The organism is Halogeometricum rufum, assembly GCF_900112175.1.
GTDB classification, from domain to species: Archaea; Halobacteriota; Halobacteria; order Halobacteriales; family Haloferacaceae; genus Halogeometricum; species Halogeometricum rufum.
This window is the reverse complement of the sequence record NZ_FOYT01000005.1, coordinates 215,445-230,519: the sequence shown is the minus strand read 5'-3', so window position 1 is coordinate 230,519 and position 15,075 is coordinate 215,445. Positions and strand designations below refer to the sequence as shown.

15 protein-coding genes are annotated in these 15,075 nt (G+C 68.7%); 13 read left to right on the top strand and 2 right to left on the bottom strand.

The genetic code is table 11. From position 1 onward, the window contains the following. Window positions 1-73 precede the first annotated feature (73 nt). Window positions 74-601 carry a cupin domain-containing protein gene (locus BM310_RS19235; RefSeq protein WP_089810867.1) on the bottom strand — a complete coding sequence of 176 codons (528 nt, stop codon included), beginning with the start codon at window positions 599-601 and terminating at the stop codon, window positions 74-76. A 111-nt stretch (window positions 602-712) separates the two neighbouring features. Between BM310_RS19235 and BM310_RS19230 the strand changes: the two genes are divergently transcribed. From BM310_RS19230 to BM310_RS19170, 13 genes are all read left to right on the top strand, one after another. Further along, a complete protein-coding gene (locus BM310_RS19230) occupies window positions 713-2,146 on the top strand; it encodes an ABC transporter substrate-binding protein (protein ID WP_089810866.1) in 1,434 nt (477 codons plus the stop codon). 4 nt (window positions 2,147-2,150) lie between these two features. Then, window positions 2,151-3,116: an ABC transporter ATP-binding protein gene (locus tag BM310_RS19225; protein ID WP_089810864.1), complete on the top strand. Its 966-nt coding sequence runs from the start codon at window positions 2,151-2,153 to the stop codon at window positions 3,114-3,116. After that, window positions 3,113-3,817, top strand: coding sequence for an ABC transporter ATP-binding protein (locus BM310_RS19220; protein WP_089810862.1), 705 nt, complete (start codon window positions 3,113-3,115; stop codon window positions 3,815-3,817). Before BM310_RS19225 ends, BM310_RS19220 begins: the two co-directional genes overlap by 4 nt. 7 nt (window positions 3,818-3,824) lie before the next feature. Beyond that, entirely contained in the window at window positions 3,825-4,841 is a 1,017-nt protein-coding gene (locus BM310_RS19215; RefSeq protein WP_089810859.1) for a branched-chain amino acid ABC transporter permease, read from the top strand. Between the two features lie 31 nt (window positions 4,842-4,872). Next, a complete protein-coding gene (locus tag BM310_RS19210) occupies window positions 4,873-6,153 on the top strand; it encodes a branched-chain amino acid ABC transporter permease (protein WP_089810858.1) in 1,281 nt (426 codons plus the stop codon). Between the two features lie 57 nt (window positions 6,154-6,210). Further along, window positions 6,211-7,245: a 3-oxoacyl-ACP synthase gene (locus BM310_RS19205; RefSeq protein WP_089810856.1), complete on the top strand. Its 1,035-nt coding sequence runs from the start codon at window positions 6,211-6,213 to the stop codon at window positions 7,243-7,245. Between the two features lie 64 nt (window positions 7,246-7,309). Continuing rightward, window positions 7,310-7,708 carry an acyl-CoA thioesterase gene (locus BM310_RS19200; RefSeq protein WP_089810854.1) on the top strand — a complete coding sequence of 133 codons (399 nt, stop codon included), beginning with the start codon at window positions 7,310-7,312 and terminating at the stop codon, window positions 7,706-7,708. A gap of 107 nt (window positions 7,709-7,815) precedes the next feature. After that, complete coding sequence (locus BM310_RS19195) at window positions 7,816-8,301, top strand: 6-pyruvoyl trahydropterin synthase family protein (protein WP_089810852.1); 486 nt, start codon at window positions 7,816-7,818, stop codon at window positions 8,299-8,301. Beyond that, window positions 8,301-9,071: a 7-carboxy-7-deazaguanine synthase QueE gene (locus tag BM310_RS19190; protein WP_089810849.1), complete on the top strand. Its 771-nt coding sequence runs from the start codon at window positions 8,301-8,303 to the stop codon at window positions 9,069-9,071. Before BM310_RS19195 ends, BM310_RS19190 begins: the two co-directional genes overlap by 1 nt. Before the next feature lie 4 nt (window positions 9,072-9,075). After that, window positions 9,076-9,792, top strand: a complete 717-nt coding sequence (gene queC, locus BM310_RS19185) for a 7-cyano-7-deazaguanine synthase QueC (protein WP_089810848.1) — start codon at window positions 9,076-9,078, stop codon at window positions 9,790-9,792. A 214-nt stretch (window positions 9,793-10,006) separates the two neighbouring features. Beyond that, window positions 10,007-11,245 carry an MFS transporter gene (locus BM310_RS19180; RefSeq protein WP_089810846.1) on the top strand — a complete coding sequence of 413 codons (1,239 nt, stop codon included), beginning with the start codon at window positions 10,007-10,009 and terminating at the stop codon, window positions 11,243-11,245. A 135-nt stretch (window positions 11,246-11,380) separates the two neighbouring features. After that, window positions 11,381-12,385, top strand: coding sequence for a DMT family transporter (locus BM310_RS19175; protein ID WP_089810844.1), 1,005 nt, complete (start codon window positions 11,381-11,383; stop codon window positions 12,383-12,385). Window positions 12,386-12,493: 108 nt separating this feature from the next. Next, window positions 12,494-14,446, top strand: coding sequence for a hybrid sensor histidine kinase/response regulator (locus tag BM310_RS19170; protein WP_089810842.1), 1,953 nt, complete (start codon window positions 12,494-12,496; stop codon window positions 14,444-14,446). 88 nt (window positions 14,447-14,534) lie between these two features. Here the strand turns inward: BM310_RS19170 and BM310_RS19165 are convergent, their stop codons facing one another. After that, complete coding sequence (locus BM310_RS19165; RefSeq protein WP_089810840.1) at window positions 14,535-15,029, bottom strand: SRPBCC family protein; 495 nt, start codon at window positions 15,027-15,029, stop codon at window positions 14,535-14,537. Window positions 15,030-15,075 lie beyond the last annotated feature (46 nt).

Genomic DNA, 15,075 nt, shown 5'->3' with positions numbered 1-15,075 from the left:
AACCGCCCCCGACCTATCCCTCACCGACCGGTCTCCTCTTGACCCGACCCGCACCGCCTCGGTCCGCACCGACTCACCACTCCTCCCGCGGCGGGGGCTGCTCCAGCACCGTCTCGCAGTCCGGACACCGGAGGCTGTCGCCGTCCTCGCCCGCCACCGGCCGCATGTCTCCGCGGCCGCAGTCGGGGCAGACCTTCGGCACTCGCACGTCCGCCCCGTCTCGGGGCGCACCGACGCCCAGTACCGTGAGTTCCGACTCGCCGGCGTTTCGTCCGGCCTGAAACTCGCCGGATGCGAACCGAATCGCCTCGCCCGCGGCAACGGTCACCTCCCGGACGTCGCCGGCGACGGTTCCCCGCACTTCCTCGACGGCGTCGCCGACGCGTCGTCCCAGCACCTCGAACGTCGCCTCGCCGTCGAGGACGACGAACACCTCCTCCTGTTCCGGGTGGGCGTGCAGTCCGGCGAGGCGTTCGCCGGGGGCGAGGCGGTAGTGGTTGAGCGAGAGGTTCTCGGTGGCCAGCGGCGTCGACAGGCCGCGCCGTTCCGCGTCCGTCTCGTACGCGGTCGGCTCCACGGCGTCGAACGCGACTCGTTCCATGCGGGGCGATTGCGAGACGACCGACAAGTAAGCCGAGGGGGCGAACCGTGCCCACCGTTCACATGTTAACCCGCCATCCTTTGCGGGTCTTTAATTAACGATAGAGGTGGAATGAGCACTGATGGACGACTCACACGGCGAACAGTTCTCTCGACGCTCGGTGCGGCGGGCATCGCGGGCGTCGCGGGCTGTTCGGGCGGTGGCGGCGGCGACGAGACGGCGACCAGCACGGACTCGGGCACGACGGCGGGCGAGGAAAGCGTGACGGGAACCACGACGGGATCCTCGGGCGGGGCGTCCGGCACGGTCAAACTCGGCGTCATGCAGCCCATCTCGGGCGACCTGCAGTACTACGGCAAGCAGGCGCTGTGGGGCTTCCTCTCCGGGATGGCGTACAAGGCCGACGCCGACCCGGTGACCGGCGTCGAGTCGGGCGAGTACACCGTCACCGTCGGCGACGTGGACTACGAACTGTACGTCCGGGACTCGAAGTTCTCGGCGGACACCGCGCAGACGTTGGCGACGGACCTCGTGCAGAGCGAGGAGGTGGACATGCTCGTCGGTTGTGCGTCCTCGGGCGCCGCCTCGCGCGTCATCACGACGGTGGCGAAGCAGGCGAACGTGCCGTACATGGTCGGCCCGGCCGCCTCGGCGGACGTCACGGCCAACTCTGAGACGTGCGGCGACATGATATTCCGCGCCTCCGAGAACACCGCGATGGACGCGCGTTCGGGCGGGAAGTACGTCGCTCAGGAGACGGACGTGCAGCAGGTGTACCTGTTCGGCGCCGACTACTCGTTCGGGCGGGCCGTCGTCAACAACTACGAGTCGGTGCTGAAGGCCAACGGCGTGGAGATAGTCGGCAAGAAGTTCGTGCCGCAGGGCTACTCCGAGTGGCAGGGCCTCCTCGACCAGGCGTCGGAGGCGGGGGCGCAGGGCATCGTCGGCGGGTTCACCGTCGCCACGCTCCCCGCCCTGTTCACCACGTACCTCAACGGCGACTACGACTACCGCGTGTTCGGCGGCTTCGCCACCGAAATCACCACCTCCGTCGTCGGCCAGACGCTCCAGAAGGTGTTCGGCAAACCGCTGACGACGGAGAAACTGCAGGGCCAGAAGTTCGGGCCGTTCACGACCCGCTACCACTGGAACCAGTACGACAACGACATCAACGACGCGTTCGTCGAGATGTACTCGAACGCTTACGGCCGCGTGCCCGACCTGTTCACGTCGGGGATGTTCACCGCCGCCTCGGCTATCGTGCAGGGCGTCGAGGAGTCCGGGTCCACCGCGGGCGCGGACCTCGCCTCGGCCCTGCGCGGGATGACGGTCACGGACACGCCGAAGGGCGAGGACGGCTACACCTTCCAGGAGTACAACAACCAGGCCCGGTCGGCGATGACCGTCGCCGACCCCGTCCCGACGACCGACGAGTGGGCCGACCGGTGGGGTGCGGCCATCATGCCCTCGGAACCGGTGGCCCGAATCGCCGCCGAGGAGACGACCATCCCGGCCGACTCCGAGGAGATGGGCTGTTCCCTCTAGTCGGATGCTCCGCACGACCGGTCTGACGAAGACGTTCGGCGGTCTCACCGCCGTCGACGACGTCGATTTCGAACTCGCCGCCGACGAACTGTGTTCGCTCATCGGCCCGAACGGGGCGGGGAAGACGACGTTCTTCAACCTCCTGACGGGCGCGCTCGAACCCACCGAGGGGACAATCGAGTTCCGCGGCGGCGCGGGGAGCGAGGGGGCGTCGGCCGACGGCGCGGGCGCGTACCGCGACGTGACGGCGGCCGCCCCGCACGAGACGGCGTCGATGGGCATCCACCGCTCCTACCAGATAACGAACGTCTTCCCGACGAGTTCCGTGTTCGAGAACGTCCGCATCGCCGCGCAGGCGCACGGCGACGACGCGACGACGTTCTGGCGCAACGTCTCCCGCTACGACGAGTACGAACGGGAGGCGCGCGCCATCCTCGAACGCGTCGGCCTGACGGAACACGCCGACGCCCCGGCGTCGTCGCTCAGTCACGGCGAGAAGCGCCAGTTGGAGGTGGGCATCGCCCTCGCGGGCGACCCGGACGTCCTCCTGCTGGACGAACCGAACGCGGGCGTCTCCTCGGAGAGCGTCGGCGACATCATCGACCTCATCGAGGACGTGGCGACGGACCACGCCGTCCTCCTCGTCGAGCACAACATGGACATCGTGATGAACGTCTCCGACCGCGTCGTCGTCCTGAACCAGGGCGAACTCATCGCCGACGGCCCGCCCGCGGCGGTACGCGGCGATGAGACGGTCCAGCGCGCCTACCTCGGCGGCTACGAGTCCCGAAGTCGACACGCCGAGGGCGACGCATCCGCGGACGACGGCGAACCCCCGGACGGCGACAGGGAACCCGCGGACGGCGACGGGGCGGCCACAGACGGCGACGACGAGGCGGCCACAGACGCCGACGACGAAGCGACCACAGACGGCGACGACGGGTCGGAGACGGCGGAGGGGTCGGCGTGACCGACCCCTTGCTCTCCGTCGAGGACGTCCACGCCTACTACGGCGACAGCCACGTCCTCGAGGGCGTCAGCCTCGACGTCGAGGAGGGCGAAGTCGTCGCCCTCGTCGGCCGCAACGGCGTCGGCAAGACGACCACCCTGCGCGCCATCATGCAACTGACGCCGCCGCGCGAGGGGAGCGTCCGCTACCGCGGCGAGGACCTCGCCGGGATGCGGACGCACGAAGTCGCCGAACGGGGACTGGGCTGGATTCCCGAGGACCGGCGGATGTTCTCGGAACTCACCGTCGCGGAGAACGTCCGCGTCGCCGTCCCCGACGCCGCCGACGTCGACGCCGGCCTCGAACGCGCGTTCGAGACGTTCCCGGACCTGCGGGACCACCGCGCGCAGAAGGCCGGGTCGCTGTCCGGCGGGCAACAGCAGATGCTCGCCATCGCCCGCGGCCTCGTGGGGGCGAACGACCTGCTCCTCGTGGACGAACCGTCGGAGGGGTTGGCACCGCTCATCGTCGACGCCGTGGCCGACGCCCTCACCGCCGCCGCCGAGGAGACGACGCTGCTCCTCGTCGAACAGAACCTCCCGCTGGCGCTGGACCTCGCGGACCGCTTCTACGTCCTCGACCACGGCACCGTGGTCGACTCGGGCGAGACGGCGGACGTGTCGGCGGACGACGAACGACTCACGCGATATCTCTCGGCATGACTCAGACATGACAGACGCACTCCTCACCGCACCGCTGTTCCTCGACGCCCTCGGCGAGTTCCTCACGGCGGAGACGCTGTCGTCGGTCCTCGTCAACGGACTGTCGAAGGCGGCGCTGTACGTGATGCTCGCCAGCGGTCTCACGCTCATCTTCGGTCTGATGGGCGTGCTCAACTTCGCGCACGGTTCGCTGACCATGATCGGCGCGTACCTCGGCGGCCTCGTCATGGTGCTCCTCGTGAGTTCCGGGGCGGGGCCGGGGTCGCGCCTCCTCGCCTTCCTCGTCGCCGTCGCCGTCGCGTTCGCCGCGCTGTCGGCCCTCGGCGGCGTCATCGAAGTCGGCCTCATCCGGACGCTGTACGACCGGCCGCCCCTGTACCAGATTCTGCTCACGTTCGGCCTCACGCTGATGCTGGACGAACTCGTCAGAATCGCCGTCTCGTTCTACGGCCTCCAGCCCATCTCGGACTGGCAGGCCGCGTTCGCGACGAAACCGGCCGCGCTCTCCCAGCAGGTGGACCTCGGCCTCGTCTCCGTCTCGGGGCTGGCGCTGTTCGAGATTCTGTTCGGCGTCCTCACCGTCGCCGCCATCTGGGCGTTCCTCACGCGGACGCGCTACGGCCTGTTCATCCGCGCGGGGTCGGAGGACTCCGAGATGCTAGCGGCTCTCGGCGTCGACGTGCGGCGCGTCTTCACGTTCGTGTTCGCCATCGGCATCGGCATCGCGGGCGTCGCCGGCGTCCTCCTCGCGTGGGACCCCAACTGGGGCGCGAGCGTCCCCCTCGCCGCGGAGACGTTGCTCCCGGCGTTCGTCGTCGTCATCGTCGGCGGTCTGGGGACGTTCCGCGGCACCGTCGTCGCCGGCACCCTCGTCGGCCTCGTGGACGCGACGACGACGTGGTGGTTCCAGAACGCCATCGCCTTCACCGGCCTCCCGCAGATGACCATCTTCCTCATCCTCGTCGTGGTGCTGATTCTGAAACCGCAGGGACTGTTCGGCGTCGAGGAGGTGGGGGGCCATTAGCGTCCGTTTCGGCGCCCGCGACGGCGAGGACGTGGCGTGGCCCGTCCAGTACCTCCGCGACCATCTGGTCCACGTCGCCGTCGTCGCGTTCTTCGCCGCGTACCCCGGCCTGTACGCCGTCGCGACGAACTCGCCGGTCGGACAGGAGATGGCGTACCTCCTCCCGCGCGTGGAGACGATGATAGCCGTCTTCTACTTCGGCCTGTTCGCCATGTCGTTCGACTTCGTGTCGGGGTACACCGGCTACCTCTCGTTCGGCCACGCGGCGTTCTACGGCGCGGGCGCGTACCTCGTCGTCCTCGCCTCGAACGGGAAGGTACCGTTCCTGCCCGTCGACACGCCGTTCCTCGCCCTCCTCGTCCTCGGCGGACTCGTCGCCCTCGCCTTGGCCCTCGTCATCGGCGCGGTGTCGTTCCGCCTGACGGGCGTCTACTTCGCCATGATAACGCTGGGCTTCTCGCAGGTGCTGTACGTGTTCGTCCGCGACTGGGACTACGTCGGGTCGAACCCGCGGGACGGCGTCGCCGTCCTCGAACGGACCGCGCCGTTCAACGTCGGCGTCCCCGGCGTCGACTCGCTCAACCTCGCCATCGGTCAACTCGCCGGCGAGTCCGTCGAGGGCTTCCTCGGTTTCCTCACGTTCTCGCCCGCCGAGGTGTCCTACTACATGGTCGGACTGGTCGTCGTGGGCTGCTACTTCGCCCTCCAGCGCATCGTCCACTCGCCGTTCGGCCGCGTCCTCGTCGCCATCCGCGAGAACGAGGAGCGCGCCCGCGCCGTCGGCTACGACACGTTCCGCTACAAACTCGGCGCGTTCGCGCTGAGCGCGTTCTTCGCCGGCGTCGCGGGCGGTCTGTTCGCCGGCTTCCGCCGGTCGGTGACGCCGGAGAACAGCTTCTACTTCCTCGTCGCCGGCGACGCCCTCTTGGCCTCCATCATCGGCGGCTTCGGCACCGTCGCCGGCCCCCTCTACGGCCGCCTGTTCGACGAGACGGTCCGCGAGTTCCTCTCGAAGGGCGGGGAGGGCGGCGGCCTCCTGCCGTTCCTCGACGGCAGTCTCGGCGAGGCGACGCTCTCGGCGGTGCTCTACAACGGGCTGACCGTCGGCGAGGCCATCGACACGTTCCTGAACGGCCACGCGGCCCTCTATCTGGGAATCGTGTTCGTCCTGTTCGTCCTCTACGTGCCGAACGGCCTCCTCGGAACGCTCAGAGACCGACTCGGCGGCACCGTCGCCGACCGACTACCCGGCCACGTCGCCCGCGCCGTCCGGTCCCGGACCGAGACCCGGCCCGCGAGCGACGACGACTGACCCGCCCGCCGACGGCGTTCGTCCCCTCACGAACCCACTAACCCACGACCCCCACAGATGCACGACGTACACCTCACCGGCTTCGGGACGTACGTTCCCGACGAGACGGTCACCGGCGCACAGATCGCAGACCGAAGCGGCGTCCCCGAGGACGTCGTCGTCGAGAAGATGGGCGTCCGCGAGAAGCACGTCTGCCCGCCGGACGACGACCACGCGTCCGACATGAGCGTCGCCGCCGCCGAGGCGGCACTCGCCGACGCCGACTGCGACCCCGCGGCCCTCGACTTGGTGCTGTACCACGGCAGCGAGTACAAGGACCACGTCGTCTGGAGCGCCGCCGCCCACGTCGCCGAGCGTCTCGGCGCAGACGACGCCTACGCTCACGAGTCGTACGCGCTCTGTGCGGGCGCGCCAATCGCCGTCCGCCACACGGCGGCGCAACTCCGCACCGGCGACGTCGAGCGCGCCCTCCTCGTCGGCGCGAGCAGGGAGGAGGACCTCGTCGACTACGACAACGAGCGCTCGTCGTTCATGTTCAACTTCGGGGCCGGCGCGTCGGCGACGGTGCTCGAATCGGACGCCGTCGACGACGCCGCGGACCGCTCCCGCGCCCGCGTCCGCGAGAGCGCCGCCGTCACCGACGGGAGGTTCGCCCTCGACGTGGTGATGCCCGCCGGCGGGTCGAAACGCCCGCCGACGGCGGAGACTGTCGCCGACGGCCTCCACACGCTGGACGTACCCGACCAGGAGTCGATGAAGGAGCGACTCGGCGAGGTGAGTCTGCCGAACTTCCTCACCGTCGCGGACGACGCTCTCGAATCCTCCGGCCACGACCGCTCCGACCTCGACTTCGTGGCGCTGACGCACATGAAGCGCTCCTTCCACGACTACCTCACCGAGGAGTTGGGCGTCGGCCCCGCGGGCAGCCACTACCTCGACGAGTTCGGCCACGTGCAGAGCGCCGACCAGATTCTCGCCCTCGACGCCGCCGTCGAGGCGGGCGAGGGCCCCGACGCGGGCGACGTGGTGCTGTTCCTCGCCGCCGGGACGGGCTACACGTGGGCCGCGACGGTGCTGGAGTGGCGTGGGTAGACGGTGGGGGACGGACGCTGCCGGGACCGGCGGTGTTTAGCGCCCGGCGGTCGACGACTCGTCCGTGACAGCGTACCCGTACGAAACCGAACTGCAGGTTCGCTTCCGTGACCTCGACCCGCTGGGACACGTGAACAACGCCGTCTACGCCTCTTACTGCGAACAGGCGCGCATCGACTTCTTCCAGGACGCTCTCGGCATCGACAGCGGCGAGGTGAACACCGTCCTCGCGCACTCGGAGATAGACTACCGCACCTCTATCGACGACCTCGGCGACGTCACCGTCGGCGTCGCCGTCGTGGACGTCGGGAACACCTCCTTCGAGATGGAGTACGAACTCGTCTTCGAGGGCGACGTGGCCGCCACCGCCTCGTCGGTACAGGTGGTCGTCGACCCCGAGACGAACCAGCCCGCCCCCGTTCCGGACGACGCGCGCGCCGAGTTCGCGAAGTTCGAGCGCTGACTCGCGCCCGTTCCGGTCTCTCACCTTCCACGACCACTCCTTCCCGATGAGCCCTGTCGCCGTCGCCGAAACGGCGCACTTTTCACACCGGCAGATAATCCCTGAGTATGCCCGAGAAGCTCCTCCAGTCCGACCACAGTCGTAGCGGTTCGGCCGGCGGTGCCGGCGTCGCCGCGCGGGCGGGCGAACGCGTCCTCCGAATCGGCGACGACCGACCCATCCGCATCAGCGCTGGCCATCGACTCCTGCACCACGACGGAAAGTGCAGTCGGCCGCACGGTCACAACTACGAGATTTCCGTCGCGGTGACGGGCGAACTCACCGAGGAGGGGTGGGTCGTGGACAAGGGCGACGTGACCGCCGTGATAGACGAGTGGGACCACCGCTTCCTCGTGGAGTCGGGCGACCCCCTCGCGGCGGCGTTCGAGGCGAGCGGCGACGCCGACTCGCTGGTCGTCCTCGACGCGCCGCCGACGGCCGAGGTGATGGCCGTCCTCCTGGAGGAGAAACTGGCGGCGCGCCTGCCCGACACCGTCTCCGACGTGGCCGTCGAGGTGCGCGAGACGGGCGAACTCTGCGCGAGCCACCGATAATGCCCGTCTCCTCGCGTGTCGAACGACCCGAGACGGCGCCAGAGGGTCCCGCCCTCCCCGTCAACGAACTGTTCGCCTCGCTGCAGGGGGAGGGAAAGCTCGCGGGCGTCCCGAGCACGTTCGTCCGGACGAGCGGGTGCAACCTCCGCTGTTGGTTCTGCGACTCCTACCACACCTCGTGGGACCCGACGCACGCCTGGATGGGCGTGGACGACGTCGTGGACGAAGTCGACGCACGCGACCCGACCCACGTCGTCCTCACCGGCGGCGAACCGCTGATTCACGACGAGAGCGAACTGCTCCTCGAACGCCTCGCCGACGACTACCACGTCACCGTCGAGACGAACGGCACCGTCGTCCCCGACGCGCCCGTCGACCTCGCCTCCGTCAGCCCGAAGCTCTCCACCTCGACGCCGACGCCCGAGAACGCGCCGGACGGCGTCGACGTGGGCGCGTGGGAGGCGCGGCACGAGGAACGCCGAATCGACCTCGAAGCACTCGCGACGCTGGTCGAGCGCCACGCGTTCCAGCTGAAGTTCGTCGTCACCGGGCCAGAGGACCTGCCCGAAATCGAGGAACTGGTCGCGGACCTGCGCGGCGTCGCCGACGCGGCGATTCGCGACGACGACGTCCTCCTGATGCCAGAGGGACAGACCCGCGAGGAACTGGCGGCGACGCGGACCGTCGTCGCGGACCTCGCGCTCGAACGCGGCTACCGCTACACCCCGCGTCTCCACGTGGACCTGTGGAACGACGCACCCGAGACGTAAACTCATGACCGACACGACCGACGCATCCGACGACCGACAGACCGCCGTCGTCCTCCTCTCCGGCGGCATGGACAGCGCGACGACCGCCTACGAGGCGACGGCCCGCGGCTACGACCTCTACTGCCTGCACACCTCGTACGGACAGGAGACCGAGACGAAGGAGTACGACTGTGCCCGGCGACTGGCCGAGGACCTCGACGCCGAGGAGTTCCTCCACATCGAGACGGACCACCTCTCTCGCATCGGCGCGTCCAGCCTCACGGACGACGACATCGACGTGGACGACGCCGACATGGACGCCGCGGAGATTCCCACCTCCTACGTCCCGTTCCGCAACGCAAACCTGCTCTCGATGGCCGTCTCCTACGCCGAGGCGAACGACTGCGAGGCGGTGTTCGTCGGCGCGCACTCCGAGGACTACGCGGGCTACCCCGACTGCCGCCCCGAGTTCTTCGAGGCGTTCGAGGCGATGGCGGACGTGGGGACGAAGCCCGAGACGGAGATTCGAATCGAGGTGCCGTTCGTGAGAGACTCGAAGACGGACATCGTCCGGCGGGGCCGCGAACTCGACGTGCCGTTCGAGCACACGTGGTCGTGCTACCGCGCGGAGGAACCCGCCTGCGGCACCTGCGACTCCTGCGCCTACCGACTGCAGGCGTTCCAGAACGTCGGCCTGCGCGACCCCATCCCGTACACCGAGCGTCCCACGTACACCGAGTAGCGGGCCGCCGACTCGGCCGTCGAGGGTCGGAGTGGTCACGTCGGGCGCCCCCGGGTCGTGGACGCGTGCCGTCCATCGGTCGCCCCGTCGTCGACCGCCCCTCAGAACGACCGATCGACCGAGTGTACCGGCCAAATAAGCCGGTATATGTGCCCGGTGGGCGATTCCGTAATAACAGGATACACCTGTCGGCTCTTCCTTCGCCGGCACACGTATGGCAGGTCGCACAGGCGATGTTCTCGGGGGGGCTGTCTCCGGAAGCATCCTGAAGTATTACGTTTACAAATCGACGAAAGCGGTCGAGTTCTATCGACCCATCATGTACCTCTTCTTCCTGGCTCAAGGGCTATCTTTCACGCAGATATCCGTCCTGGAGGTACTCTACAACCTGACGACGCTGTTCGGAGAGATACCGACTGGCTACGTCGGCGACCGGGTGGGACGACGCAACAGCCTCCTCATCGGGACCTCCCTCATCTCTGTGACGCTCCTCGGCATCGGCCTGTCCAACTCGTTTCTTCCGCTGGCGGGCCTCTACGTCTGCTGGTCGCTGGGCTACAACTTCCGCTCCGGGAGCGAGGACGCGTGGCTCTACGACACGCTCACGGACGACCTCTCCGAAGACGAGTTCGCTCGCGTTCGCGGACGCGGGGAGTCGGCGGCGTTGGTCGTCGGGGCCGGTGCGGCGATTCTGGGTGGGTATCTCGGGAGCATCGACCTCTCGTATCCGTGGTTCGTCGCAGCGGGCGTGACGAGTCTCGGTGTCGCGGTACTGCTCACGCTCGACGAACCCGAGACGTACAAGCAGACCGCGACCGAGGAACTGAGCCTCCGTCGGACGGTTCGCATCGTGAGAGACGTCCTCGCGCGCCGTCGTCTGCGGTCGTTCTTGCTCTACTACTACGTTCTGTACGCCGCGGTCACGTACCTCGTGTTCGTCTTCCTCCAGCCGATTTTCGAGACGGTGGTCCTCGACCTCGGAATCCAGCGATCACAGGTCGAGGCCCTGCTGGGGTGGTTCTATGCGGCGTACAGCCTCGTCGGCGCGGTACTCAACTACTACACGGGGACGATCAGAGAGACGATCGGGCTGCGAACGTGGTTTCTCGTCCTCCCGTTCGCCGTCGGTGGCGCGTTGATCGGGATGTACTTTCTGCCGGTACTCGCCCTTCCGACGTTCCTCCTGATTCGAGGGGTCTCGGACGTGACACGCTCGTTCGCCGGACAGTACATCAACGACCGGGTGGAGACGCTCGGTCGCGCCACCGTTCTGAGCGCGATGGCGATGGTCAGCGGCCTCGCGGTCGTCCCGTTTCAACTCGGAAGCGGCGTCGTATCTGACGCCGTCTCTCCGCTGTTCGCGCTGGGTGTCGGTGGTGTCGTTCTCATCGTCGGGGCGACGACCATCCTCCTCTGGGAGGTTCCCGTCGGCGACGAATCAGTATCACAGTAACCCCGGCGAGGCTATTTCTCGTCGGGTCGCGAACCCGCGCGTATGGACGACGACCGACGCGCAGACGGGGAGGGCGCCCCCGCGACCGACGACCGCCTCCGAAATCGGTAAGGTCGCGCACGCGGAGGAAGCGATGTGTCCCGCGACCCGCCCGTCTCACCGCTCGTCGGTCTCCTCGTCGCCGTCGTCGCGGTCAGCACCAGCGCGATACTCGTCCGGTACAGCGAGGCACCGAGCCTCGTGAAGGCGCTCTACCGGGTCGTGTTCACCGTGAGCCTCCTCGCGCCCGTCGCGTTCGCGCGGTCACGCGAGGAACTCCGCGACTTGCCGCGCCGGGACGTGCTGTGGGCCGCCGCCGCCGGCGTCGCCCTCGCCGTCCACTTCGCCTCGTGGTTCGAGAGCTTGGCGTGGACTAGCGTCGCCGCCAGCGTCACCCTCGTGCAGGCCCAACCGCTGTTCGTCGCCCTCGGCGCGTGGGCGCTCCTCGACGAACGCATCACCCGCGGCGTCGTCGCCGGCATCGCCGTCGCCCTCGCGGGGATGGCGACGATGACGCTCGGCGACCTGTTCGTCCCGGACGTCGCGGCCGCACTCGCCGCGCTTCCGGGCCTCGGCGGACTCGACGCGGGCACCGCCGCCGCCCCGACGCTCGCCGGCGAGGCTCCGCTCTACGGCGACGCCCTCGCCCTCGTCGGCGCGGTGACCGCCGCCGCCTACGTGCTCGCCGGTCGGTCGCTCCGCCAGCGAGTCTCGCTTGTCCCCTACGTGACCGTCGTCTACGGCGTCTGCGCGGTCGTCCTGCTCGGGTTGACGCTCGCCGCGGGCCACCCGCTGCTCGACTACGCCGCCCGCGAGTGGGCGCTGTTCCTCGCGATGGCCGTCGGCCCCGGCGTGTTCGGCCACACGGTGCTCAACTGGGCGCTCGGCTACCTCGAATCGAGCGTCGTCTCCGTCTCCCTGCTCGGCGAACCCGTCGGAAGTACGATACTCGCGTTCGTTCTCTTGGGTGAGATTCCCACGCCCGTGACGGTCCTCGGCGGCGCCGTCGTCCTCGTCGGCATCTACCTGACGACGACCGGTAGTTCGGGCGCCGAACCCGGACAGAGCGGCACCGAACGGCAGAAGCAGCCGAACGGCTGACGCCCGTCTGACGCGTCGGTATCGCCCCGGTGTCTCTCCCCGATTTGAATATCAATCGTGATACCACGGTCACAACGCTGATAACCCGTCGCCTCGCGTAAACGAAATATGACGACGCTCCGGGAGGACATCGCCGTGCTCTACGTCGACGACGAACCGGAGCTTGCCACGCTGGTCGCGACGTACCTCGAACGGGAAGCCGGCGAGACGGCGCTCACCGTCGACACCGTGACCGACCCGCACGACGCCCTGGAACGGCTGACCGACGCCGACACCGACTTCGACTGCGTCGTGAGCGACTACGAGATGCCGGGCATGAACGGGCTGGAACTGCTCCGCGCCGTCCGCTCCCGGCGGCCGAACCTCCCGTTCGTCCTCTACACCGGCAAGGGCTCCGAAGCGGTCGCTCGCGACGCCTTTCGCGTCGGCGCGACCGACTACATGCAGAAGACGAGCGGCACCGACCAGTACGCCGTGCTGGCCAAGCGCGTCGTGAACGCCGTCTCGCGGAACCGCGCCGAGGAGGCGACCGAACGCTACGACAGCGTGTTCGAGGCCCTCGAAACCGCCGTCTACGTCATCGACGGCGACGGTAGATTCGTCTCGGTGGACGACGTGTTCGTCGACCTGATGGGCTACGACCGCGAGCGGATTCTCGGCAGTCACGTCTCGGACGTCTCGCCGGACGACGAACGACAGATTCGCGAGGAACTCGACCGCCTGTTCGCCGACGACGGCCCGGAGACGACGCGCTTCGAGACGGACGTGTGTACCGCCGACGACGAACGCGTCCACTGCGTCGCCACCATCTCGCTGAAGGCGTTCGACGGCGAGGAACGCCGCGCCGTCGGGACACTCCACGACGTGACCGAACAGCGCTCCCGGCAGGACCGACAGCAGTACCGCGCTCGGTTGAAGGACGTCGTCCTCGACACCTCGACGACGCTCATGAGCGCCGAGGTGGACGAGGTGGGCACCAAGATTCACTGGACGCTCCAGAGTCTCGGAGAGTTCGCCGACGCGGACGGCGCGGCCGTCTACTCGTACGACCCCGACGTGGACGCGCTTCAGAAGACGCACGAGTGGACCGCGGCGTCCGGCCCCTCGCTCCCGACGGCCGTCCCGGGCGACGACTGCGAGTGGTTACTCGACCGTCTCCGGTGCTTCGAGAACGTCCGCTCGACGGAGCTTCGGTCGCTCCCGACGTCCATCACCTCCTCGGCCCTCCCCGACGACGGGAGCCTGCTCGCGCTCCCGATGGTGTCGAACTGGTCGCTCGTCGGCGCCGTCGCGTTCGTCTCCACCACGCCGCGTTCGTGGTCCGACAAGGAGGTGTCGCTGTTCGGGACGGCCGCCGACATGCTGTCGTACACGCTCGAACGGAAGCAGCGCGAGCGGCGACTCCGCCAGCAGAACGAGCGGTTGGAGGAGTTCGCCAGCGTCGTGAGTCACGACCTCAGAAACCCGATGAACGTCGTCGACGGCTTCGTCGACCTCGCGCGCGAGACCGGCGACGTGTCGCACCTCGACCGCGCGGTGGACGCCCTCGACCGGATGGACACGCTCGTCAGCGACGTGCTCGAACTCGCCCGACAGGGCCGGACCGTCGGCGAGACGTCGCCCGTGGACCTCACGGGCGTCGTCGAACGCGCGTGGGCGGCCGTCGAGACGGACGGCGCGACGCTCGAACTGGTGGACGAACTCGGCACCGTCTCCGCGGACGCCAGTCGACTGACGCAGGTGGTCGAGAACCTCGTCCGCAACGCCATCGAACACGGCGACGACGAGGTCACCATCGCCGTCGGACCCCTCCGCGACAGAGCGGGGTTCTACGTCGAAGACGACGGCCCGGGCATCCCCGCCGAGGACCGCGCCGCCGTCTTCGAGCAGGGCCACACCACCGCCGAGGACGGGTCGGGGTTCGGGCTCTCCATCGTCGAGAGCATCGTCGAGGCCCACGGCTGGGACATCGAGGTCGCCGAGAGCGCCGCGGGCGGCGCGCGGTTCGAGATTCTGACCTCGCCGCACGCGCAACCGTTCGGACCGGCCGACCCTGCCTGAGCGATCCTCGCGAAACCGCCGGCACCGACGACTCAGAGAACCGCCCGCACCGACGACTCACACAGATGCAAGGAGGAAGTCCACGACTTCAGTCGTGGGTAACTGACTCCAGCAACTGCTTCGTCGTCGCGTGTCGCTGTCGAAACATCGGCTCGAACCCGACCACGCCGAACGGCGACAGTGCGCGGCCGACGGCCCCGCCCGGGAGTTCGTACTCCAGGTGGTCTTCGACCAGCGTCTCGTCGCCGTCGGCGTAGAATCGGTGCGTGTGGACCCACCGCTGGAACGGTCCGCCGACCATCTCGTCGCGGAACATCGCCCTGTGTTCGTCGGCGTCGCGAGCGACGATGTGCGACGTCCACCGTTGCGGCGGGCCGACGCCGAACGGCCGCATCGACATCCGTATCTTCGCTCCGACTTCCAGCACCTCGGGGTCGAGTTCGCCGTCCGGGCCGCGGACGGAGACGACGTCGAGACCCATCCAGTCGGGCGTCAACGCCTCCAGTCCCGACACGTTCGAGTGGAACTCCCAGACCGCAGAGAGCGGTGCGGCGACCCGCGTTCGGCGTGTGTACGTGGCCATGCAGTCACTTGGGACGACCCGAGTAAAAGTTCGCGGGGGAGGGCGT

What these genes read in the sequence shown, in the direction of transcription:
- BM310_RS19235 (WP_089810867.1), bottom strand. Translation starts at nt 601, where the DNA reads ATGGAACGAGTCGCGTTCGACGCCGTGGAGCCGACCGCGTACGAGACG.
- BM310_RS19230 (WP_089810866.1), top strand. Translation starts at nt 713, where the DNA reads ATGAGCACTGATGGACGACTCACACGGCGAACAGTTCTCTCGACGCTC.
- BM310_RS19225 (WP_089810864.1), top strand. Translation starts at nt 2,151, where the DNA reads ATGCTCCGCACGACCGGTCTGACGAAGACGTTCGGCGGTCTCACCGCC.
- BM310_RS19215 (WP_089810859.1), top strand. Translation starts at nt 3,825, where the DNA reads ATGACAGACGCACTCCTCACCGCACCGCTGTTCCTCGACGCCCTCGGC.
- BM310_RS19205 (WP_089810856.1), top strand. Translation starts at nt 6,211, where the DNA reads ATGCACGACGTACACCTCACCGGCTTCGGGACGTACGTTCCCGACGAG.
- BM310_RS19195 (WP_089810852.1), top strand. Translation starts at nt 7,816, where the DNA reads ATGCCCGAGAAGCTCCTCCAGTCCGACCACAGTCGTAGCGGTTCGGCC.
- BM310_RS19190 (WP_089810849.1), top strand. Translation starts at nt 8,301, where the DNA reads ATGCCCGTCTCCTCGCGTGTCGAACGACCCGAGACGGCGCCAGAGGGT.
- queC (WP_089810848.1), top strand. Translation starts at nt 9,076, where the DNA reads ATGACCGACACGACCGACGCATCCGACGACCGACAGACCGCCGTCGTC.
- BM310_RS19180 (WP_089810846.1), top strand. Translation starts at nt 10,007, where the DNA reads ATGGCAGGTCGCACAGGCGATGTTCTCGGGGGGGCTGTCTCCGGAAGC.
- BM310_RS19170 (WP_089810842.1), top strand. Translation starts at nt 12,494, where the DNA reads ATGACGACGCTCCGGGAGGACATCGCCGTGCTCTACGTCGACGACGAA.
- BM310_RS19165 (WP_089810840.1), bottom strand. Translation starts at nt 15,029, where the DNA reads ATGGCCACGTACACACGCCGAACGCGGGTCGCCGCACCGCTCTCTGCG.